General features: G+C 54.2%; 18 protein-coding genes. 9 read left to right on the top strand and 9 right to left on the bottom strand.

The genetic code is table 11. From position 1 onward, the window contains the following. Positions 1–183 precede the first annotated feature (183 nt). The 7 genes from K0V07_RS08140 to K0V07_RS08170 form a co-directional block, all read right to left on the bottom strand. Complete coding sequence (locus K0V07_RS08140; RefSeq protein WP_220624029.1) at positions 184–954, bottom strand: DUF932 domain-containing protein; 771 nt, start codon at positions 952–954, stop codon at positions 184–186. Between the two features lie 260 nt (positions 955–1,214). Next, positions 1,215–1,451 carry a hypothetical protein gene (locus K0V07_RS08145; RefSeq protein ID WP_220622020.1) on the bottom strand — a complete coding sequence of 79 codons (237 nt, stop codon included), beginning with the start codon at positions 1,449–1,451 and terminating at the stop codon, positions 1,215–1,217. Next, a complete protein-coding gene (locus K0V07_RS08150; RefSeq protein WP_220623350.1) occupies positions 1,435–1,707 on the bottom strand; it encodes a hypothetical protein in 273 nt (90 codons plus the stop codon). Before K0V07_RS08150 ends, K0V07_RS08145 begins: the two co-directional genes overlap by 17 nt. Continuing rightward, a complete protein-coding gene (locus tag K0V07_RS08155) occupies positions 1,704–2,525 on the bottom strand; it encodes a PD-(D/E)XK nuclease family protein (RefSeq protein WP_220623351.1) in 822 nt (273 codons plus the stop codon). The genes K0V07_RS08150 and K0V07_RS08155 overlap by 4 nt, the downstream gene beginning before the upstream one ends. Then, a complete protein-coding gene (locus K0V07_RS08160) occupies positions 2,522–2,998 on the bottom strand; it encodes a hypothetical protein (protein ID WP_220624030.1) in 477 nt (158 codons plus the stop codon). Before K0V07_RS08160 ends, K0V07_RS08155 begins: the two co-directional genes overlap by 4 nt. 142 nt (positions 2,999–3,140) lie before the next feature. Next, complete coding sequence (locus tag K0V07_RS08165) at positions 3,141–4,538, bottom strand: hypothetical protein (RefSeq protein WP_220624031.1); 1,398 nt, start codon at positions 4,536–4,538, stop codon at positions 3,141–3,143. A 468-nt stretch (positions 4,539–5,006) separates the two neighbouring features. Next, entirely contained in the window at positions 5,007–6,038 is a 1,032-nt protein-coding gene (locus K0V07_RS08170; RefSeq protein WP_220624032.1) for a LacI family DNA-binding transcriptional regulator, read from the bottom strand. A 237-nt stretch (positions 6,039–6,275) separates the two neighbouring features. Here K0V07_RS08170 and K0V07_RS08175 point away from each other — a divergent pair, with 237 nt between their 5' ends. From K0V07_RS08175 to K0V07_RS08190, 4 genes are all read left to right on the top strand, one after another. After that, complete coding sequence (locus K0V07_RS08175; RefSeq protein WP_220624033.1) at positions 6,276–8,372, top strand: heparinase II/III family protein; 2,097 nt, start codon at positions 6,276–6,278, stop codon at positions 8,370–8,372. Next, positions 8,344–9,027, top strand: coding sequence for a hypothetical protein (locus tag K0V07_RS08180; RefSeq protein ID WP_220624034.1), 684 nt, complete (start codon positions 8,344–8,346; stop codon positions 9,025–9,027). Before K0V07_RS08175 ends, K0V07_RS08180 begins: the two co-directional genes overlap by 29 nt. Positions 9,028–9,085: 58 nt before the next feature. Then, complete coding sequence (locus K0V07_RS08185; RefSeq protein WP_220624035.1) at positions 9,086–9,706, top strand: hypothetical protein; 621 nt, start codon at positions 9,086–9,088, stop codon at positions 9,704–9,706. An 84-nt stretch (positions 9,707–9,790) separates the two neighbouring features. Then, positions 9,791–10,513, top strand: a complete 723-nt coding sequence (locus tag K0V07_RS08190) for a hypothetical protein (RefSeq protein WP_220624036.1) — start codon at positions 9,791–9,793, stop codon at positions 10,511–10,513. Between the two features lie 248 nt (positions 10,514–10,761). Here K0V07_RS08190 and K0V07_RS08195 read toward each other — a convergent pair whose 3' ends face one another. After that, positions 10,762–11,589 (bottom strand): AraC family transcriptional regulator, encoded by an 828-nt coding sequence (locus K0V07_RS08195; protein WP_220624037.1) that lies wholly within the window; start codon positions 11,587–11,589, stop codon positions 10,762–10,764. A gap of 449 nt (positions 11,590–12,038) precedes the next feature. On the opposite strand from K0V07_RS08195, the gene K0V07_RS08200 reads away from it, so the two are divergent. The 5 genes from K0V07_RS08200 to K0V07_RS08220 all read left to right on the top strand — a co-directional run bounded on the left by K0V07_RS08200 (position 12,039) and on the right by K0V07_RS08220 (position 19,046). Beyond that, positions 12,039–12,725, top strand: coding sequence for a prolyl oligopeptidase family serine peptidase (locus K0V07_RS08200; protein ID WP_220624038.1), 687 nt, complete (start codon positions 12,039–12,041; stop codon positions 12,723–12,725). A 330-nt stretch (positions 12,726–13,055) separates the two neighbouring features. Then, complete coding sequence (locus tag K0V07_RS08205; protein WP_220624039.1) at positions 13,056–13,835, top strand: AraC family transcriptional regulator; 780 nt, start codon at positions 13,056–13,058, stop codon at positions 13,833–13,835. 244 nt (positions 13,836–14,079) lie between these two features. Continuing rightward, positions 14,080–14,901 (top strand): PEP-CTERM sorting domain-containing protein, encoded by an 822-nt coding sequence (locus tag K0V07_RS08210; RefSeq protein WP_220624040.1) that lies wholly within the window; start codon positions 14,080–14,082, stop codon positions 14,899–14,901. Between the two features lie 126 nt (positions 14,902–15,027). Then, positions 15,028–15,717, top strand: a complete 690-nt coding sequence (locus K0V07_RS08215) for a type II secretion system protein (protein WP_220624041.1) — start codon at positions 15,028–15,030, stop codon at positions 15,715–15,717. Positions 15,718–15,767: 50 nt separating this feature from the next. Next, positions 15,768–19,046, top strand: coding sequence for a hypothetical protein (locus K0V07_RS08220; protein ID WP_220624042.1), 3,279 nt, complete (start codon positions 15,768–15,770; stop codon positions 19,044–19,046). A gap of 443 nt (positions 19,047–19,489) precedes the next feature. On the opposite strand, the gene K0V07_RS08225 is transcribed toward K0V07_RS08220, so the two are convergent. Beyond that, a complete protein-coding gene (locus K0V07_RS08225) occupies positions 19,490–21,784 on the bottom strand; it encodes a hypothetical protein (RefSeq protein ID WP_220624043.1) in 2,295 nt (764 codons plus the stop codon). Positions 21,785–21,826: the final 42 nt, after the last annotated feature.

Consider the following 21,826-nt stretch of genomic DNA (forward strand, 5'->3'; position numbering starts at 1 on the left):
ACATATCGTTTCTAATTGTCCTGCACCTTCCAGCTAAAAGAAAAGCCCCCGTGCGCCCCTTGTATGCGGGACGACAGGGGCAGGGGCTTTTCTAGATGTAAACCATGGTTTACATGGTAGGTGATTGCACTGCTTAGAGCGCCCCTACCTGCACAGGATGGGTGGCAGTGCCTCTCATCCCCCTCAATTCAAACCCAGTGCTGTATCGAGGAGTTGGTGGAGGCGGTGGGTACGGGTGGGCAGGAGGTTGAGGTTGCCTTTGAGGGCCTCGGTGAAGGCGTTCTGGAGGCTCCAGGCGGTACGGGGCTTAAAGGCCGCGTGTCGGGGTTGACGCCACTCCTGCAGGACCTTGGGGATGGAGCTGTTGGCCATGACACCGGCATCGACGGCACGTACAATCAGATCGTGAGCGGTACGATCCTGAAGCGTGATGCGACGGTAGTAATCCACCCGGCGGTCATGTTTATCCCAGTGATGCTTGAGCCCTGACACCGCCTCCCGGGCAAGGCCAGGCAGATCCTGCAGGATACGCGGAGTATGTTTGCGGGCCAGTTGAATTTCTCCTGAGAACGAGAGATTATCGCAAACTAAAACCTGGCTCCCGGCTACGACTCCCGCTGAGAAGCGTTGATCGTGGCTGTTGCGGACGCCGACGACATAGGTGTATTCAAGTCCGGATACGGGGGCGTCCACTTCGATCAGCCCGAAGTAACGCGCATTGTCATGGGTGAGCCCGTGGGCTTGGCCTGTGACGGTAAAGCCCTGTTCGAGCAGGGCACGTTCGACGACTTGTAACAACCGGATGTGCGGGATCGGTCTCCAGGTGGAGGTTGCCCGGGGAGTCTTGATCTGGGCAAGGTCGCACCGGCTGACGGCATGGCTGCCGCAGTGCAGGAGCAGGTTGCAGCGTTGAGGGGCTGCGGGTGAGACGGGTTCAATCGTGTCTGTGATCATGGTGTTGATGTGTTGAGTTTGAGGGTTAAAAACTACGAAAAACGTCCTGTTTTCGTAGCTTTTGGAAAATGCTGATTCGCCTGTATGTTAGGTAAATACTGGCCTGAGAGGCAGTGGTGTCGTAATCGAGTATGGGATGTCCCAGACCCTGTTACCGCACCGAAGGGGCAGATGGGATGGCCTCCGATGTTTGGAAAAACAAAAGCCCCGCCTCGTGTGATCGAGGCGGGGCTGTATTGGCCGGGCATGACATGTGAGGCTCAGCGGTAGCGTTCACGGTCCCGTTCGTACTCGGGGTATTCCGGGACGAAGGGCGAACGTCTCACCGCTCCCACGGCATAACCAATGGACCCGATGAGGACGGCTACGGAGATGACCAGGAACGGGCTGAGCGTTTCCTTGGCCTCATTGACCGCCCCGATGGCGACCGGCCCCACCAGCGTGCCGACGCTGTAGGCAGTCAGCGCGACGAGCACGAGCTTAAGGACGGCATTCATGATGAGGCTGACTGTTATGTTTACGTTTTATCCGGCGCTGCGGGTTCAGGTGCTTATACCTGGCCGCCCGCACAATACTGCTTCCCCAGATGAGAGAACAGGCGACCGAGCATCCCCCGACCCAGTAGAGGGCATGGGCCAGTGGCAGGAGGACGGGTTGCTCGACCGGAGGAGGTGAGGGTGGCTCGTCGTGGTCGTTGAGCATAAAAATGCCCGCGCCCACGCTGATCACGGTGATGAGGATGGCCTGGATCATCGCGCCCCTCCCGTCCATTTTGCGCACTGCGAGCGGTAGCTGCACCAGGCACAGTGCATGCCTGGCTGTGGATGAAACCGCTCATGGTAAATGCCGTCCACCGCCGCACAGGCAATGTCCAGCACGCGCTGTTTCTCTCGTTCGCTCGCCGGTGCCAGCCGGTGTACGATAATCTTCGGGACCTTGGTTTTTACGATGAAAACCAGTTCGCGGCCCTCGACCTTTTCGCCCGTTGCCGATTCGATAAGCAGTTGGTAGAGCGTGAGCTGTGCCTCGTGCTGGAAGGCTTCGAGCTGGATGTTTGGGGTGCTCGCGCAGGTCTTGTAATCGACCGGTACGTTGCCCACCCGAACCAGATCGATGTACCCGAGCACGGGGCTGGGGATGTCCGGCAGGTCCTCCTCCAGTTGGACTTCGACACCGAGTGGAAGCTCTGTCATCTGCCCGTGCTCGGAGTCCAGGTAGGCCTCGACCATTTTGATGCCTTTGTCGTGATTGGTCTGTCGCGTATCCATGTTCGGATACACAGGGGCCTCATCAGGCGTATTAAACGCCTGTGTGAAGGCCTCGATCACCGTCGTCCGCTCATGGCACTCCCCACGCCAGCGAGCGCGGTGGAAGTGCTGCAAGGCGGCGTGGACAGCCTTACCCAGGTGCAGGCTGGGGGAGACAGGCTCGGACAACTTAAGGACCTTCTTGTACCAGAACTTCAGCGGACAGGTCAGGTAGAGTTTGACCGTGCTGGCCGAGATGTGATCAAGCAGGCCATCGGTGGAGGGATGCTGGCCGTTGTGGTCGTGTTCCAGTGGCTGGATCATGACCGGTTCCTCCCCTTGGCAGAGCCGTAGGTGCCGATCAGTTCGTCGATCAGCCCGGAGGCCTGCATCTTGTTGAGGCGGGTGAGGGGCGTCTGGAAGCGGCTTTGGGATAGCTCTTCCAGCGCATCTGTCGTGATGCCGTGCTCCTTCATCATCCGCTCGATCAGGGCCTGTTGTTTAGGTGAACAAGCCCACCCGGTCGATGCCTGTCGGTTGAAGTCCGGGCGGTTGGGATCTGCCCGTAGCGGTGTACGTGCGGGCTCGTGTAGCGATGAACCGGATACAGGCAAAAAGCCCGTCTCCTGGATGTCCCGGTCCACCGCGTCCTGCAGTTGCCGGTACAGGTGCGTGCTGGCCTGCTGGATGTGGGCGAGGTCGTTAACCTCCGTGCGGACCGTGATCGAGTACTGGTGCGAAGAGTACTGCGGCAGGCCCAGCTTCTTCGAGTAGTTGGCTTCGAGGGTGATAGCCATGAGGAATCCTTTCGAATGCGACCGTGTGGGTACGAAAAAGCCCGGCGACGGGTCAGTGTCTGCCGGGCTTCTGATAGCGAGATCGTCCCGCCATCACCGATATATAACGCAGGTCGAATGCTTTTTGCGCAGGGGAGGGGGCTTACAGCCCGAGTGCCCGTTGTCGCTGCCAGTAGCCGTTCTTGGGCAAGTCGATCTTGTGCTTGATGCAGCGCTTGCGGATCGCGTTGTCCGAGATCCCTAAATCCTTGGACAGCTTCGATAATGGTTTTTCCCACACCAGTTTGGCCAGCTCTGTGTCGTCGGGCCAGTTGTCGAGGCCTTGTCCCGTGGGAAGATCGACCGTGACGGTTTTCAGGGATTCAGGAGAAATTTCCCAGTAGGCATCGACGGACTTGGGATCATCGATGACGTCGCGGTAATGCCGCTCGATCATCGTTCTGGACGTGCCGTTGTTGAACGCTGTGTAAGCGTCATCCTTGTCGCGCTCCAGCTGAAAGCTGATCGAGGTGTGCCGGATGATGTCCTGCACCCAGTGCTCGGCTTGAGTGGCTGCTTTGAGGACCTTCATCTTATAGGCTGAGCCCTTGGGCTGACCTGTAAATGGAAACTTTTTCAGCCAGGTGGAAAGGATATCCGGCTTGGGAACCCGTCTGTTCATCTGACGACGTAATTTCCCTCCTGTGACAACGATGTACTCGTCCTTGATGTTCTTGGGCTCAAGGTCATCGATTTCACTCGGGCGTAGTCCTGCAAAGAGCCCAAGTGCGATGACCGCAGCCATGGCTCCGTCGCTGTAGAGCATGGACGCTCGGAGCAGGCGCTTAGCTTCATCGAGGGACAGGATTGAAACCTGGGAGGTGTCGGCTGGAAGCTTGTCTAGCCTGATGCACGGGTTTTCAACCGCATAGTGATGACGAACGCACCAGTTGAAGAAGGTGCTTAGACTGCGTCTGTAGGTTCGCTGCGTGTTGATATTTTTGTACTTGGCCAGCAGTGGCTCAATGGCTTTCAGCCCGATCTGATGCACCAGCGTATTCGGGTTCATGCGCTGGAGGAGTTTCAGGCCTGTCGTATAGTAGGCGAGGGTTCGCTTACTGTGCCCCTCTTTGCTTTTCAGAAAACGTTCAATCGCAGCGCCGACGGCTATATCTTCAAGCTCAGGCTTATAGTGTTGGGCGAGAAAATGAACGGCCCCATCCAGAGATAATCCTGTTTTGGCATGGACTGCGGCTTCCAGCTTTCGGTAGTGGGCTACAATCTCAGCCACTGAGGTCCCTGATGCTAAGTTGATGGCACTCTCGGCATCAGCCAACTGCTCACGGGATAAAGAGGTGCGTTGGAGCTGGTAGTTGATCGCAGCGCCCTCGGCCTCGGTTTCTATGCGTGCTCTGTGTTCGACGGCATCGGATTTGTAGCGGAAATTCTTCCGTTCTCGCTTCCCGTCGGGCCAGTAACCCGTTACTCTCCAAGATGTGGTACCACTATCGTTCGTGTATGCTTTGACCTTGAAACGTTCATCTTTCTTGGGCCGGGACATAGCTGATATTGGGCAACTATTTGGGCAATTGGCAACTCTTTTGTCGAATATATATTTTTTAGTTGCTGTATAACATAGTTTAACAAAACTTAGATGTAGGTTTTGTAATCAGTAGGTCGTCGGTTCGACTCCGTCCCCCGGCTCCACTTTTCTTAAGCGGTTTTCGCTGATATAGAGAGCGTTACGAGACGCTTGGGCATATGGGCCGAGTCTCATTCAGTCTCAATAAATTCCGTCCAGTCTCGAAGAACCCCCTGTTTTGGGGCAACTTTTTTGGCCACTGTTTTTGAGCTTTTCGGGTTAGCCGCAGACGAATCGTTCTGTGGTATCAACCCTGACTGATGAGTGCTTCTCCAAGTACACCTCGGACAGCGAGACTTTTAACCTGCGAGTAGGAGAGGGGCGTTATCACAATTACAACCCCAGCGGTCGCAGGCAACAAGAGGGAGCCTGGAAACCCAGTCGTGTTCAGCTTTGGTATGCGACGGTTTGTCCATCCACCCATCTCCCGTCAATGAGGTGGAAAACCGGGACATCTGGGACGCCACGTTCTCTTCGGTTTATCATTTCAATTAGAAAATCAACCGCCTTTGCTCCTATGATTTTAGGATTCTCATGAATGCCCGATAGCAGTTCCCCATTGTCTTGCACAGAGATCATGGCAAAGCCGGTTTCTTGTGGGACTCGCACACCAGCTTCTTGAAGCCAGCCGTAGGGCTCGATGTTGATACTGATCACGACGTCAGGTCTGTGTTTTTGAAACCACTTTAAGAATATCTCATCGGTGAAGTTCTTGGATATGAGCGTGGGAATCCGCTCTCGACTGCCAAAGTGCTGTCGTTGTAAGGAATTGAAGGTGTTGGACCAGCTATGGTCAACTCGTGCGTCGCTTTCTTCGCGCACCGCCATTCCGGGACGTTGATAGCCCATCTCAATCAACTTGCTGAACGCAATTTTCATGGATCGCGCATGATGCATGGTGACGACATGTAGTTGCGGTTTGACCAGGGTGTATCCAAACGCGATGGCCGAGAACTGCTCGAAGCTGAAATCCAGAATGGTATTGGGGTTTGGCTGGGGGGCCAGCAGAAGCCCGTCGATACCGCGCGCATGCAGGATGCGCTCCATGCGGGTATGACTCATGCCCTCAGAGCGCAGGGCAAAGTCCTCCAGTGTGTAGCCCAACTCCGCTGCGCGCTCACTGGCACCTGCATGATACTCTTCAAAAATCGACAAGGATCGCCATGTCCGACCATCTGAATCGTTGGAAATCCACGCAAGGTTCGCGTGAAAACGAGCCGCCTTGGTCCGCTTGCGGTATGATGCCAAGCCACTCAGATAAGGGTCGGGAGAGTAATTGAGCTCCTGGGCAACGCGTTGGACTTCAGCACGGGTATCGGGTGGAATGCTGGAATCATTGCGTAATGCACGCGATACCGTTGACTGGGTCAGTCCCAGTTTTTTGGCTATACTGCTTTGGGTAACGCGGGGGGGCTCCATTAGTGGGGAATTTGGCAGAGAAAGTGGAGTATTTCAAGTCCACGCATATGTATGCGCGCCACTAGGGTGGTATATGGCTCCCGAGGATATATGGTGGATGGTATGGTAACAATGCGCGATCAAAGCCTGAAAGCAGCTGTTGTCACTCGATGCCCCCTACATCGCTTTTCCCGTTGCGAGGATAAAGGCCTTTGGCGTGGTGTCGGTAGTCGTGTGGTCAGGCAACGGAGGCATTTCATGGATCGTCTGCCTACCGGACAGGGTCTTTCCCGGTACCCCACAGCGCTGCGGACGTCGCTCTACTTTTTCGCATGCTTATTTTTTGCCAGTGGGTGCTTCGGCCAGAATGCTGAGGAGTTAACCGTGATGCCTGCTATCGGAGATGGGGATGGACGTTTTGTAAAAGTTGAAAAGACGAGGTTGCCCGCTCCAGATCCGATTAACGCAGAAGCCATCGCCGAATTGGTACCATTTGTGTCGGAGGAACCTCTTGGGCTGGGAGCACCCGTGTCGGACCGGGCGTTCTGGGAGCCTTTGGCCCGTCTTCCCGGGGCGGATGAGGTCATAGCCTCCGCCGAGTCTTTAGTCGATGCTCCGATACCCCAATTGACCGAGGAGCTGTGGCTGCGTTATCAGACTGAGAATGATCGTTATGCCTATCAAACGCCTTACACGCAGCTCACCTATCATTTGACGGATCTGGCCTTGGCGGAAGCTCTTGAAGATGCTGGCCGTTTTCTGCCGCAGATCGAAAACTATCTAGAGGCATTTCTCGATTTACCGACGTGGAGCACTCCCGCTCATGGAAGCGATATGGCGGTCTATCGTGGTGAGTGTATCGTCATCGATCTGCATGCCTCCCAAACCGCTTGGCTTCTTGCCACTGTGGAGTATTGGTTCGCGGATGAGCTTCCTGAGGAATTGAATCTTAGATTGGTAGAGGAGGTTAAGCGGCGCGTGCTCACTCCATACTTGTCTGCTATCCGCAGGGGACAGCCCTTGTGGTGGATGGTGAGACCGAATAACTGGACTGCTGTGTGTGCGGGCTCAATCACCGGCGCAGCTCTTGCTCTTGAGCCAGACCCGGAGACGCGCGCAGAGTATATCCTATGCGCGTCTGAGTTGCTTGAGCGCTACATCGACACCTTCTCGGACGAGGGCATTTCCGACGAGGGGATGAACTACTGGACCTACGGCTTTTCGCACTTCCTGTGGGCAAGTGAGGCGATACGCAAATCCACCGGTAATCAGGTGGACATACTGGCGGATGACAAAGTCTTCAAAGTCAGCCAGATCCCACGCTCCATGGCTATTTCCGGAAAGACCTATCCCGCCTTTGGTGATCAAAAGATTTATGGAAAGCCGGATGCATCCTTGTACGATTTTGCCTCCATGCGGTACGGGCTTCCGTACTCACGGGATTTCGACAAGGTAGACATCGGCATACACAGCAAGGTGCGTCCACCGCTGGCTGCTTTGTCCATCGCCCCCTTCGGTTCTTCTGCCCCGCAGGTGCAGGATTATTCACCACCTTCGAATGCGTTGGAGGATCAGGGCCTGCGCAGTTGGTTTCCCGGCAGTCAGTATTTTGTTTGTCGTCCGGGGACTGTCGATAGCTCTGGACTGGGAATCGCGATACATGGCGGGAATAATGGCGTATCGCATAACCACAACGACCTGGGGAGCTATGTTGTGGTCAAAGACGGTGTCCCCGTTCTGCTGGACCCCGGCTCTGAGATTTATACCGGCCTTACATTTGGGCCTACCCGCTACCAGAGCCAGATGCATAATTCGTATGGGCATCCGGTGCCACTTGTCGCAGATCGCATGCAGAAAACAGGGGCTGAAGGCTATTCCACCGTCCTCCATGCGGACGCCACTCCGAGCGTGGATAGCATAACGCTGGACCTCACCCATGCTTATCGTAGTGATTCACTGCTTTCGGTTACCCGCACACTGAGCTACCAACGCTCAGCAGAGCCGGTCAGCGCGTCAGTTCGCATCGTGGATGAGGCTTCTTTTAGCCAGCCCCAGAATTTCTCGACAGCGCTCATCACGCTGGGAGATTTCCAGATTATCAATGCCACGACGGTCATGATCACCTACGAGGGAGTCTCTCTTTATGCGCAGGTCGATACTCGCGGCGCTGATTTCACTTTTATCGAAACCCCAGTTACCGGTTTCAAGCTACCCAATGGATTAGAGCCAAAGCGTATGGGAATTGCGCTTAACTCTCCTCTAATGGCCCCATATGTCGCCGTCGAGATAACATCGAATCCACCCCAAATTCAGAGTTTGCCAGCGAATGAAGAACTTACCTCTACCCAAAAATGAGAAAGCATCAAAGGCCTTTGCCCTCATTGAGCTCATCACAGTCATATCTATCATCTTAATCCTGGCAGGTATCCTGATCCCTGTCATGGGGATCGTCAGAGAGCAATCATCCCGGGCAATTGAAACATCAAACCTGCGCCAAATCGGCTCGATGGTATTGCTCTATTCCCACGATCATGGGGATACTCTGCCCGGTCCGCTCTATCCGAAGCAGAAGCCTCGGTACAAAGAGTTGATCGTGAATGATGATGGTGTGAGGACCAAGGACCTTGCATCTATGTTGGCGACCTACGCCGATCTGCCACTCGATGGGAGGCAATGGCGAGATTTTTCACTGCTAAGCTCGCCAAAATTTGAGGCAGCCCGTGAATCGAATGGCTCAGGATTCGCGACCTACTCCTATCTCATGCAGCAGGAAGCCAGTGACAATAATCGGCAAAGCCCCTGGGGGACGATAAGCACCGATCAGCCGTTTACGCTCGCGCAACTCGCGGAGAGGGTAGACGGCCAGCGATGGGCGATGCAGGCGCTGGACATGGACAATCTACCTTCAGGTATGAACTCCTCGAATGTCCTTGCCGATCCCGTTTTTGAGGATTCACGCGCTACGCTTTATTTTGATTGGCACGTCGATTTTGTGCCCATCGAGAACTGAGAATCAGGCTTATCCGAAAGACAAAGACAGACACCACTCGTTTAGAAATATCCTAGAGATGAAAATACTTCCCATAATTCTTATATTTTTCTCCTCACTGGCGTGCGCGCAAGATGATGTTCTTGTTTCCTACTCATTTGATGGCGCGAGCAGTTTAAGCGAGATGCTGTCTCCCTCAAAGGTTCATCGCCAGGTCTCTGCAACGTCTATCACCGGTAAGAATCTCACCGTGGTGCCGCAGCACGCTTTCGCGAGATCTTTGGAGAACCGCCTGGCGGCGAGAGCCAACATCAAAACGCGTCGCCCCTCGGTCAATGATGCACTTGAGAATAATACTTATTTCTCTTTCACGATTACTCCCGAGGCGGGTCAGGAGATCGTTTTCAGCGAGCTGACATTCACTGCTCAAGGTGGAGGGGAGTCTCCCTGTCGGGCCTTCTACGTCTTTTGCCAGGCTGATGGGTTCTCCGCTCAGGACCTGCTTCTCAGTGCGATCCAGGCGGGCAATGAAGATGACACGCTGAACAGTGAAAACCCAACCTCTTATTCCATTAAGTTGCCCGACATGCGTGTAAATGCGCCGTCGGAATTTCGCATTTATATCAATTCAGACTCAGACCGTAAGACTGTGATCTTTAATGATATCACACTGCACGGAAAGGTGTCCGCCGGTCGATGATCGGTGTTGGCATCAAGTATAAATTCTAATCACGAGAGTGACAATAAACCCTCACCAAACAATAACCCAAAATACATCGAATAAATGACAGTACCTACCTCAAAATTAAAACATCTGTTTTTAGCAGGCTTATTCATTGCTGCCCCGATCGTAACGCACGCAGATGTCATCGTATCCTATGGCTTTGATGGTGCTTCATCTTTGTCCGAGATGCTAGAGCCCTCCTCAGTTGCTAACAATGTAGCGGCCTCATCGATAGCTGCAAACAATGTGACCGTGGTTCCTCAACATGGCTTTGCCAGCGACCCTGATAATCAGTTGGCGGCTAAGGCCGATATCACCACATCGTCCCTGTCGGTATCGTCGACGCTGTCGAATGAGACATATTTCTCCTTCACGTTGACGCCGGATGCTGGCCAGCAAATCACATTCGATAGCCTGACGTTTACCGCTCAGGGTGGTGGTTCCTCCGTTTACCGCGCCTTCTATGTCTTTAGTAGCGCTACGGGATTTGAGGCGGCCGATGTCCTAGAGAGTGGCATACAAGAAGGTGAAGCCACAGACACGCTGAATAGTACGGGCGAGACGCTCTATACGATCACGTTTTCCAGCTTGGTCGTTACCTCTGAGACGGAATTCCGGTTTTATATTGATTCGGACTCAACCAGCCGGACGGTCATCTTCGATGACGTAACGGTTAACGGAACGGTCTCAGCGGTCCCGGAGGCATCGACCACTGCGCTTGTCATCGGTGTATTGGCGATTATGGCCACGCTTATACGGCGCAGAGCAGGCAGCCTCAAGTAAGGGCCATTCGTTGACCAGCGAGCGCATCATCACGGTGGTGCGGTATTGTTCAGGCATTTCTTGAATGCCTGCATGTCATTCTATGTGAACTTAGTGAGCGGGTCCAGGCCTGCTGCCAGGGGCATTTTTATTCGGAGGGTGAGTGAGGCCGAGTTTGCCGGGAAGGCTAGGGTGGCCTTCTGGATAGACAGCTTTATGCTTGAGGCGCGGGTGGGGTGACCGGATTGGAAGTGGGTGGGATGTGGATGTTATCCCGTCGTGTGCCGATCGCGAAACGCACGCGGAGAATCGCCTCCCACTCGCTTAAAGAAACGCGAGAACTGGAATGCATCCGGGAATCCGAGCTCGGTGGCGATTTCTCCGACAGGCAACGGTGACTCCAAAAGCAGCCTGCGTGCGACTTCGAAGCGATACTGATCTACAAACTTCTTGGCCGGCATGCCGAGGTAGCGTTTGAAGATACGGTTCAGGTACTGCGTCGAGCAGCCTGCTGTTTCGGCCAATTCGCCTACTCGTACCGACTTCCCTGCGGCCACACGCGATTCGACAAGCTTTTTGGCCGCGCTGATCATCTCGTCCTCAACCAGCGATGGTCGTTTTTCGCCAATATGGATCGCGAGCACGGCAGCGATCAGGTGCTCAATTACTACGCGTGTCTCCTCGTCGGGATTATCACCTGTCGCTGTCGTATCCAGGAGTGCCTGGTGCAAGCAGTTACGGAGGGGCCCCGGTTTCACGGTAGACACCGGGTAGAGTGATGTGAGTTCATCCGCTGAAAACTTGAAAGTCCATCCGAGCTTGCCTTGGGGATGGATGAACAAGTGAGAGCATTGCGGTGGGATCAGTACAATATCTCTGTCTTTCGGCCTCAGCTTTTTCTCGCCGAAACGTATCGTAAACCCACCCGTCTCGACCACTTCCATCTGCCAATAGGGGTGCACATGTTCGGTGTGCTTCCAGCTCTTGGTTTTATGCCCCTCGATCTGTACAAGGCTCACCTCAATCGGGGAATATGCTCGGCGATGGTTGAGCTTGTCAAGGTGCTGGTCCCACGCGCTGTTGGGTTCGATCGGCATATTGGAGGAGTTTCCTTTTTGCTATGTTTTGCATGGGTCCATCTATTCTGCAAGCGCGATTACCCTGCTATAGTTACATCGTAAACTTTTCAGCCAATACCGATATGAGTGTAAACCAGCCCGCTAGTTTTGACCCTGTTCTTAGCCATGTTCGCCTTTGTGAGCAGAGTAAGCCCGTACTCACATGGGGAGGTCATGGCTTTCCCGAATGGAGGGCTCAGGCTGCTGCCCGGCTCTCGCAGCTGTTGGGGCTGGACACAATGTTTTTTCAACTCCGGCCATCCCTCGATGTGCGGAGCGTATGGCACCGTGAGCATCCGCTCGGGACTATTGAGAAAATCATTTTTACCAGTGAGCCCGGTGCGGATGTCCCCGCCTATGTTTGTATTCCCCATGGCTTTCGAGCACCCGGACCTTTTTTTGTCTGCCTCCAAGGGCATTCGACGGGCATGCACAACAGCATTGCGGTCGACATTAAAGATGAGCGCCTGCCTATCGAAATCAAGGGGGACAGAGACTTCGGTCTGGGCTGTATGAAGCGCGGTATCGCCGCCCTGTGTATCGAGCAGCGGGCTTTCGGGGAGCGCGAAAGTCCGCGTGACGGACAGGGGAATCGGTGCCATGCCGCCTCGATGCAGGCGTTGATGCTTGGTCGCACACTTATCGGTGAGCGTATTTACGACGTCGATCGTGCCTTGGATTATCTGATGACTCGCGGGGATGTTGATCCGGCCCGCATTGGGGTTCTGGGGCAGTCCGGTGGAGGAACCGTGGCCGCCTTTGCAGGCGGTCTGCTTGGGCGTATTACCCACATCATTGCCTCGTGTAGCTTCAGCAGTTTCGCGGCCTCCATCATGAGTGTGCATCACTGCCAGTGTAATTATGTGCCCGGGCTGCTCCGCTATCTCGAAGCCGCAGATGTCGCTGGGCTTGCCGCCCCTAAACCTCTGGTGATCGTAAACGGCCGCCACGATGATATATTCCCGCTTCAAGCCGCAGAAAGCGAATTTGAGCGCCTGCGTTCCATTTACGCCGCGGCTGGAAGACCGGATAACTGCCGCCACGTCGTCGGTGAAGAGGGGCACCGCTTTTATGCGGACCTTGCGTGGCGAGCGATGTTTGATCTTCTGAACTGAGCTTTAGGTTTCTTGAGGCAGCACCGTTGAGTGTATCGCCGCCGCCTTCTGCTGGACGTGCACGAATTCCGTGCCCTCGACCTACCCAGCAACCGCCAAACTCGCCAAAGCAGCCGCCAGCAGCCGGGTGCACTGGAGGTGAGGTACATGCGTGTTTGTACATTCGCGGATATTGAAATCTACGGACTAAAACCTTGTCTTGTATCAGTATGTAGCTTTGATCGCATTTTAATGTGTAGCCTGCTTTCTCTTACCCCTGAGTCATGGCAACAGTGCCGCGCGGATCTGCTGTGTCTGCGATGGGGGGCGCCTGCTGAAGATGGCCGAGTCATGGAGTGCAGCCCCAATGAGCTCACTGCCTGGTACATCGAGGCCGGCCAGGTCAAGGTGACAACATCGCGGAGAAAATTCACTGTCCGAAAAGGGGAGTGGATCTTCTTGCCGACGGGATACCGACGTCAGGAGTTCAGCGATGCTTCGCGTATTTTTTCGGTTGCTTTTGACGTGAGCTGGCAGGATAGCCACCGGCCGGTTCTGGATTTACGTCCTGGTCTCGTCGCGCCCTCTACGGACGCTCTGGACGCAGCGATGAAGGTCATCCGTCGCCAGCGTGAGAACTCCGAGAAGTTTGAGTGGCACTTTCACCATATCGTGTGTGATATGCGCGAAAACTTTGAGTTTCAAAGCTGGTTCCTCGGATGGCTCAGGGACGTGCTTTCTGTTTTGCGCGATTATCTGCCTGAGCTTGAGAACTCAAGTGAGATGGACCCCCGGGTGGACGCAGCCCGTCGCTGGATTGAGGATCAGCCAGAAGCTCAGCCTATTGCCGATTTTCAGGGGGCGGCGGCTCAAGCCAAACTGAGCCTGGGTCATCTGAATAAGCTCTTTCTTGATTGTTACCATCAAAGCCTGCATGGCTTTCATGAGCAGCGTCGTTTTCGCTATGCCTGCAGTCGGTTAATTGAGCCTGACAGTCGCATCAAATCCGTAGCCTATGAGATGGGGTTTAACGACCTGTCCAAGTTTTCGAATTGGTTTAAGCGGCTCAAGCAAGTTTCTCCCAGGGAGTACCGGCGAAAGAATGCGAGTGATGCAGCCGGAAAGGGGTAAATAGCTCATTGCCGAGCTTAGCATTTTGAGGTGTTCTCAATGCTATAGTTAAGAGGCTAGATTGCACCTTTCATTGACCTTTATACCAGCTTACTTGCTAGGGGTTGGGATGTGTGTCTTGTGTAGTTTTCTAAAGTTTTTGGGCCATAATTGGCCAAATTTATGAGAAAATGTAAAGTTTTGCTTAAAATGAGCAACTTATTCGCCTTCCCGTTAAGCGATGTGACAGGCTATTTTACTAGCCATGATCTACAATACCTCGAGACATCCCATCTTCGCCTTTTCTAAATTAATCGCGCTGGGGGCGCTTGCTACCCTCGGCTTTGCTGCGACATCGTCGCTGTCAGCCCAACTCATCGAGAACGGCTCTTTTGAGAGTTGGACAGACGGCATGCCGGATGACTGGACGCTAGCATCCGCCCCCGAGCCCACCCAGATTAGTGGTCTCGTGGCGGGATCGGATTCTGCTGTGCTGATGACAACCGGTGGTCGGATTTCTCAGAATATTGTCGAGGCTCCTGAGCAGGCTGTACTTTCCCTGACGTTTGCTTCCAGTGCTGCCGCTACTTCGAGCGCTCGGGCTTTCTCGATCGCTATCGGTGTTAATGGGGGGATCCCTTCGATTAATCTTCGTCTCTTTAATACGACGGGAGACTCTGGTTCTCAATTGCTGAGTCTGCGCGCCTACGATGGCATTTCGAAACAGTATGTGACCATCGCTGAGAACGCCTTTACTGCGTCCGTCTATGACACTGAGGCAGGGTCGTTCACGACCTTGAATGCTTACAACATGTCCATCAATGTCGACTATATGTCCGAAACGCCGTCCTATTCTATCGCTTACGGCGCAGTCGGCGGGGAAATGACGACGATTTCGAATATAAGCTATTTTCAGGATGCGACGATCTCGACGGTGAATGCTGTCTATCTCACTGACGCTGGCGCTGGCTGTTACTATGCGGTAGATAATATGTCTTTGGCTTCCGTTCCTGAGCCGGAGTCCTCCACCTTCATCTTGCTTGGGCTTACGCTTGCTTTCATGCTCTTCCTGCGTCGTAGGAAATAAGCCTCGAACAGCTTTCCTCCAGAGCGTTTATTGCTTTCTACATAAGTAGACATGCGCTTACCGTTTATCTGCTGAAGGGCAGGATAAACGCTCCTACCCATGCCCCCACGGAACTTAAAGTTACGCATGAAGAGATTGCGGCCAGATCTTGGTTTTTCTCTGGTCGAGTTGCTGTGTGCGATTGCTGTGATCGCTATACTGATGATGGTTGTAGTCTCCACTCTCTCGCGGGTGAAGGTACATTCTCAGCGATCACAAAGCGTTGCCAATCTCAAGTCTATCGGTCAGGCTATCATGCTGTACAGTGCTGACCATCAAGGGGTTCTCCCATTGATGTGCTCAGCGGACCGGTGGGGGAGTCCGATCTGGAGCACAAACGTACTGCCAGAGTATCTGGATAATAACATGACCGAGGTGCCCGGCGACAGGACCATTAACTCGGTGTTTGTAGATCCGTTACTGGAGTTCGAGAAACATGGTTCGCTCGGTGATTACGCTGCCAACGCTGAAGTGCTGCGGGGGTTCCCAAGCTATCCTGGCGAGGATGGTCTGCGGCTATCCAAGCTGGCACAGGCTGATACCTCGCGTCTCATGATGGTGATGGCTGCAGAGAATGGCGGCTCGGACCTGCTTCATGGGATGTGGTACATACTCCCGATTTACTTGAGAGGGAGTTTGTTTGATAACCCCAGGGCGAGACCGAGTACACGCGACATTGGAGTGGTGTTGGGCGTATTCGTGGACGGACATGTTGCTGCTGTTCCCGAGGCCGAGTTTGCCGAGAACTACCGTGATTACCTTTTTCTGGAGCCTTGAATGATCATCGTATCGTTATCGGCCGTCTATAATCATAAAATTAGTATAAAATGATTTTTAGAAATTTACTTATTGGCTTACTCTTGGGAGGTGCACTTGGCTATGCGAATGAGGGCGATTTACTGTCCGTCTGGCAGTACGATACGCCCGGCGATTATCGTTTTCATGTGGTGCCCGATAATGTTGCGACGATTGACAGCAACACGGGTGAGGTGACTCCCGGCGGTGAGAAAGCTGTCGCCATCAGCTTGGTAAAGCTGGTTTCAGGGGCATTACCGTGGGATATTCAATTCTCTTGCGACTATGATGGCGCGCTCAGTGCCGGAAAGAGCTACGAGGTCAGCTTTGCCTGCCGGGCCACTGTGCCGGGCGTGATTAAAGTTTGCTCGGGACTTCGCAATAAGCCGTTTACGCCCATTGCCGGATCCATGGCGGATATCGATGTGACGGAGGACTGGAGGACTGTATCCTTCCGGTTCACCGTTGATCAGGATTGGCAACCACCGCTCACAATCTCACGTATGATGCTGGCAGATTACGGTGAGCCCTCGACTCTGTACATCGGCCCCATCTCGCTGCGTGAGTTGCCGTCGCTGCTTCCTCTGGCTGTCGAAGACGAGTGGGTGGTGTGTTTGGATGCCGATAAGCCAATGGATGTAGCGACCTTTCAGGATGGGTTTGCCACCTCGAAGGGGGAAGCCTCTCCCATGCTGGTGACAGCTACCGAAGGTGATATCGACCTGGCGGCTTTGGCTGGTGAGAGTCAGGAAAAGCGTAGTGCTATTCTCTACAACGAGTTCTATTCACCGAGTGCAGGGAAGATGCGAATCGGGGTTTCCGCCGATTGGTGGATGGAGATTTTCGTCAACGGAAAATCAGTCTATAGCACGCTAGCGGCAGGCAATCTGTCGAATAGCTTTACGGTTAACGACCATGTCGTAGAGTTTCCCGTCATGGAGGGAGTGAATCTCCTGGCTGTGCGTGTCTTGAGTGGCTCAGAGGGTTGGCGTTTTACCTATGGCGTGCCCACCCGGGCACCGGATGAGGTTGGGCTTTATGTTGTGCGGCCGAGTCACGAGTGGAAGCCTGTGAATATGGGAGCCTACATCGTCAAGGCCGGGACGGCTTTGGACTTTTCCCGGTTGCTGGGAGAGCCGGTACCAGCGGGGACGTTTGGGCGTCTGATCGTTTCGGAGGAGGGGAATCTGGCTTTTGAAAACGCCAAAGAGAAGCCGGTGCGCTTTATTTCCTTTAACTGCATGCTCAGCAAATGGCGAAAAAAAGTGCATACCTGGACGAAGCAGGATATCGAAAACTATGCGGATGCTATAGCCCGGCAGGGATACAATATGGTCCGCTTGCATTTCAATGAGCGCTTCCTGTTGGGATACAAGATTCATGATACTCCACATCGGACACTTGCGGAAACGGGTATCCCCGAAAGCGCCTCAGAGATACCGTTTGATGAAGAGAACTATGAACGCTTCGAGTACCTGATTTACTGCCTGAAAATGCGGGGGATTTATGTCAACCTCGACTTGATGGGATCGCACGGGGGTTATACGTTGGCATACCCGTCTAAGGTCGCCTCAGAAAACAGCTTTCGGGTACAGCTACTCATTAACCCTGAGTACCGTAAGCACTGGTATCAAGCGATCGAGTACTTGCTGACGCGGGCCAATCCCTATACGGGCCTAAGCCTGAAAGACGACCCCATGATTGCCCTGGTTGAGCCGCTGAATGAGCAAGATCTTCGTCTGTATGATAAAGGAATGATGGCTGCTCTCACTCCCGCCTTCACCGAATATCTGAAGAGTAAGTACGGCACCGACAAAGCGCTTCAAGAGGCGTGGGGCGAGGCATCCGTCACTTTTGCCACAGTGCCTGATATTGATGAAACGATACTGAGAAAAGGGGACACCCGGTCGGATGATGCTGGTACTTTCCTGATCGATACGATGTCGGAGATGACAAAGTGGTACTACGATTCGCTACGTCAGATCGGCTACAATGGGTTGATCTCTCAGTGGGACATGATCATGCGGACAATGGAGATTCCGGTGCGGGCGTTGATGCCGGTGATTGCCCAGCACAGCTACTTTAGCCACCCGACTCATGGCATCCCGACTAAGAATTTGGCGCAAAAGTCAATGAACTGGCGATACACGCTGGGTAATCCCGATTATGACGTCATGGTGGTACAGGAAAGCTCCCTGAACTCCAGTTACTTCAGGGCTTCAGCCGCCGCACGCTTTCTGGACCGTCCATTTCTGATCACGGAGTACTCACATAGTTCATTTAATCGTTACCGTCATGAAAGGGGCCTTTATTTCGGAGCCTACGCCGCGTTTCAGGATTGGGATTGTCTGACTGCGCATGGCGAACTGGCAGCGGTCAGAGACACGACTGCTGAGCCTTTGGCTACCTTTGAGAGTGCCGTAGATCCTATCTCCAAGGCTTCCGAGACGGTGGCAGCACTTGCATTCCTGCGGCGGGATGTGGGTGAAGCAAAGCATTCGGTCGAGTTCCCGTTGACGCGTGACCTCCTTTTCCCACAGCACTTTTTAGCTGCGATTAGTGATGACTATGCGAAGCTCTCCATGCTGACCAAGATCGGTATATCCTATAACCAGGTCGAACCGCTGATGCCTGTGGGGGTATGTACTCCGACGCTGCAAATCGTACCGGAGGATTTCTCGCCGCTCCAGGTTACCACTTGGTACGTCAAGGCGTCTTCATCGGATTCAAACATGCTTCCTTCCTTGGTTCAGGATGTCCGCGAGGCAGGGATCCTCTCGGGCCAGAATAAAACTAACGCCGAGGAACACATTTACCAAAGCGATACCGAGGAAATCATTCTCGACGCTCAGGAGGAGACCATGACGGTGATCAGTCCTCGTCTCGAAGGCGCAATCGTGAAAGAGGATGTCCCAGTGCAACTGGACCGTATGCATATTGATTCATGTTCAAAGCCTGCGTCAATTGTGCTCGCGTCTCTGAATCGTGATCAGGATATACGGGATGCTGATCGTCTGCTGCTGGTGCTGGCGACGAACGCCCTCAATGACGGCATGACCTTTGAGCGTCCAAATATGGTTCTTCTCGCAGAGGTCGGCCAACTTCCAGTCCTCATGGAATCTGTTCAGTGCGAGATCAAGATTGAAACATCACAGTCCACGCTTCCCAGGGTGTTTGCCTTGAATATGGACGGAACCCGGTCCGAAGAAATTTCCAGCAAGTTGAGGGATGGAAAGTTGATCATAAGCCTGGATACAGCGAAGCTTGAGTACGGAACACCGTACTTCGAGATCGTCTATTCCGAAAAATAGGCGCATTGGGTAACCTTTACGACGAGGCCCTCACTTTAACTAGAAGTGGGGGCCTCATTTTGCCTGAAGGGGTACAGCCGCTGCAATCAGTGACAGCTGTTGCGCCTAGGCACAGAGGGGTCGCAGGGGAGGCATTGCTTCTCTGGTTATCGCGTCGGAGCGGGAGTGTCGGTAATCGTGTCGATAGGGGGAGCGATAAGCATCAGGCTTAGCTTTTTCTACCGGGGACACGGCGCTCAACGCGCAGCCTGCGAGGGCTTGCTCCGTGAGTCGAAGGCGCGGCCTGGCCTGCCGGTTTGCATGTTGTGTGACCGCATGCTCCGGGGGCGGTGTGTGCATGTTTATACGGGCTGTACTTTGACTTGCGGCGGGTGACGTGTGGCCTTCTGCCCCCTGCTCCCGGCGACTGCGGGACACTCTCCGGGCAGCGTGTGCCATAGACTCTACTTGTCCTTATCGTCAGCCTTTGTGCTAAAGGCGGCTTTGTCCATGAGGGAGACTTCTCCCTCTACGCGACCATCGTCGAGCGGGTTGTCGATGCGGTTCTTCAGGTCTCGGAACAGTTGACGGGTATCAATAATCCCACCGATCATGAACCAGATCGTGCTGACCATGCCCATGATGGCCGGGACCATGATGAACGTGATGAAAAAGTACACGCTCCACCAGTGCTTGGGCCAGGGGCTGATGAGGTTCCAGATCAGCACAACCAGAAAGGACAGGAAAAACTTGAAGAAAATGGAGTAATAGAAGATCGCCCAGGCGATGATGCGGTCTCCCTTGGTGTAGTCGGGCGTGATGCCGATGAGTTTCTTGAACACCGTGCGCCAGCTCCAGGCGGTATCGATGTGCTTCTCGCCGTCGATGTTGTACTTACCGCGGTGGAGAAGTCGCTCCAGGTTGTAGGGCTTCTTACAGGTCAGCAGCGACACGACTACATAGCCCAGGATGCCGAGCAGGATGGCCATGAAATACAGCTCGTACGAGTTGATCGGGAACTTCACGGCGCTCATCTTCCACTCGATGTAGGGCGAGAAGGGGCTGGAAACGGTAACCAGAAAACGACCGATCGGGTCCACCCATCCGTGTTGGTCGAGGAAGGGGTAGATGACGTCTGCCCATTTGCGCTGAAGGAATAGGCCCAGGATGGAAAAACCACTGCCAAAGGTCAGCGCGGTGTAGGCGCCTGCCGTCGTTCCGAATCGGCTGTACAGGCCAAACACCATAATCGGCCCAGCTCCTCCCATCCAGATCGCGGTCATGATGGTTACAAACATATTGATGTAGTCCAGGCTGACAAAGAGCATGGAGAAACACCAAAAGAAGACGGCAATGACGAGGGAGCAAAGGCGAAGCACCCAGATGTGCTGACGCGGTGTGAGTGGCCTTTTCAGGTTGGGCAGTATCACGTCCTGCACTATGCTCGCCGAGCTGTTGAAGATGCGTGAGTCATCCGTCGAGAGCATGAGCATCAGCATGAGCAGGCAGAACAGGCCCGTCAGCCCGATGGGGAATATCTGCCGCAGGGCGACAGGCATCATCATCTGAAAGTACTGGGTGCGATACTGCTGGAATTGGCGATTCCCGTCCGCGCTGTCACCGAGCACTTCGTGGGCGGTATCGAAATACACCGTGTCGAGATTGCTTTTCTGGGAGAGTGGGGGATCCATGCCAATGACATGATGTTGCTCCGGGAGCGCCGCGATTCGTGCATCCAGCTCTCCGCGCAGCGAGTCGTCTTCGATGACCTTTTCCGTGATCTTCTCCGAGAGTTCGGCACGGATTTCATGCGCCTGTGTGGCATGATTACGGTGGGTCATGACCGTGATGATCAAGATCGCAATCGCTATGCCCATGAACGCGGAGAGCCCTGCCCGCCAGGCTCCCAGGAGGCCCGCCATTTTCTGCTCGTGGGGTGTGCGGGCCGAGCACGAGGTGTCGCTGCCTATCCAGCTGGCTCGGTTCAGCACAGAGCTGACCACCTGCACCAGGAGTGCAAAAATGTTAAAGTCTCTCAGTTCATCGATGTCAAAGGGGTTTAGAAAGCTCTGCCCATCGACTCGGTCCAACATCGTAGGGGCGATCTCGCTGCCCCAGGAGACATGGAGAATCAGGTAGCCGGTGATAATGACAAAAACCGGGTATGCGATCAGACCCTGGAAACAGTCCGTCAGCAGGAGCGAGACGCGTCCACCCGGCCAGATGATGATGATGGCCATGATCAGGACCAGAGTGACCACAATCCCGTAGCACGGAATCGGAATCCCGAAGATCATAACCTGGTGCGGGAGTCCGAGATAGTAGATGAAAAAGTTGGCAGCGATCGCAGGGCCAATGGCGTTGGTCAGTAGCTCAGATAGCGTACGTAGTATCGAAGCCAATACACGAAAGCGCCGACTGTAGCGCATCTCCAGAAACTGCCCCATCGAGAGCGCCTTGGTTTCGCGGAAGCGGTAGACGCAGTAGCCCGTCAGACCCATGAATATGCTGACAGGGATCGTCAGGAAATACCAGAACGCCAGCCCGTAGCCGGTTTGATACTTCATCTCTACCATCCCCACCAGCGTGATGATGCTGAGTGTGGCGGTCATGTCGCCGACAGAGATCACGTAGCGCCCGGCGACTCGCCCTGCGGCCAGAAAGTCAACCACGCCGTGGATATACCTGCGCGAGTAGGCAGACAGGAGCAGGATCGATAAGGTCGGGATAATGACGATCAGGTAGTCAACAAGATGCATGGCGGGGGTATATTTGCGGGCATGGGGGGCAAAAAGTCGAGG

The sequence above is a fragment of the Ruficoccus sp. ZRK36 genome, from assembly GCF_019603315.1.
Taxonomy (GTDB): domain Bacteria; phylum Verrucomicrobiota; class Verrucomicrobiia; order Opitutales; family Cerasicoccaceae; genus Ruficoccus.

Excerpts from the sequence above, each read along its gene's own strand:
- K0V07_RS08140 (WP_220624029.1), bottom strand. The coding sequence starts at position 954 with ATGATCACAGACACGATTGAACCCGTCTCACCCGCAGCCCCTCAACGC.
- K0V07_RS08145 (WP_220622020.1), bottom strand. The coding sequence starts at position 1,451 with ATGAATGCCGTCCTTAAGCTCGTGCTCGTCGCGCTGACTGCCTACAGC.
- K0V07_RS08150 (WP_220623350.1), bottom strand. The coding sequence starts at position 1,707 with ATGATCCAGGCCATCCTCATCACCGTGATCAGCGTGGGCGCGGGCATT.
- K0V07_RS08155 (WP_220623351.1), bottom strand. The coding sequence starts at position 2,525 with ATGATCCAGCCACTGGAACACGACCACAACGGCCAGCATCCCTCCACC.
- K0V07_RS08160 (WP_220624030.1), bottom strand. The coding sequence starts at position 2,998 with ATGGCTATCACCCTCGAAGCCAACTACTCGAAGAAGCTGGGCCTGCCG.
- K0V07_RS08165 (WP_220624031.1), bottom strand. The coding sequence starts at position 4,538 with ATGTCCCGGCCCAAGAAAGATGAACGTTTCAAGGTCAAAGCATACACG.
- K0V07_RS08170 (WP_220624032.1), bottom strand. The coding sequence starts at position 6,038 with ATGGAGCCCCCCCGCGTTACCCAAAGCAGTATAGCCAAAAAACTGGGA.
- K0V07_RS08175 (WP_220624033.1), top strand. The coding sequence starts at position 6,276 with ATGGATCGTCTGCCTACCGGACAGGGTCTTTCCCGGTACCCCACAGCG.
- K0V07_RS08180 (WP_220624034.1), top strand. The coding sequence starts at position 8,344 with ATGAAGAACTTACCTCTACCCAAAAATGAGAAAGCATCAAAGGCCTTT.
- K0V07_RS08185 (WP_220624035.1), top strand. The coding sequence starts at position 9,086 with ATGAAAATACTTCCCATAATTCTTATATTTTTCTCCTCACTGGCGTGC.
- K0V07_RS08190 (WP_220624036.1), top strand. The coding sequence starts at position 9,791 with ATGACAGTACCTACCTCAAAATTAAAACATCTGTTTTTAGCAGGCTTA.
- K0V07_RS08195 (WP_220624037.1), bottom strand. The coding sequence starts at position 11,589 with ATGCCGATCGAACCCAACAGCGCGTGGGACCAGCACCTTGACAAGCTC.
- K0V07_RS08200 (WP_220624038.1), top strand. The coding sequence starts at position 12,039 with ATGCACAACAGCATTGCGGTCGACATTAAAGATGAGCGCCTGCCTATC.
- K0V07_RS08205 (WP_220624039.1), top strand. The coding sequence starts at position 13,056 with ATGGAGTGCAGCCCCAATGAGCTCACTGCCTGGTACATCGAGGCCGGC.
- K0V07_RS08210 (WP_220624040.1), top strand. The coding sequence starts at position 14,080 with ATGATCTACAATACCTCGAGACATCCCATCTTCGCCTTTTCTAAATTA.
- K0V07_RS08215 (WP_220624041.1), top strand. The coding sequence starts at position 15,028 with ATGAAGAGATTGCGGCCAGATCTTGGTTTTTCTCTGGTCGAGTTGCTG.
- K0V07_RS08220 (WP_220624042.1), top strand. The coding sequence starts at position 15,768 with ATGATTTTTAGAAATTTACTTATTGGCTTACTCTTGGGAGGTGCACTT.
- K0V07_RS08225 (WP_220624043.1), bottom strand. The coding sequence starts at position 21,784 with ATGCATCTTGTTGACTACCTGATCGTCATTATCCCGACCTTATCGATC.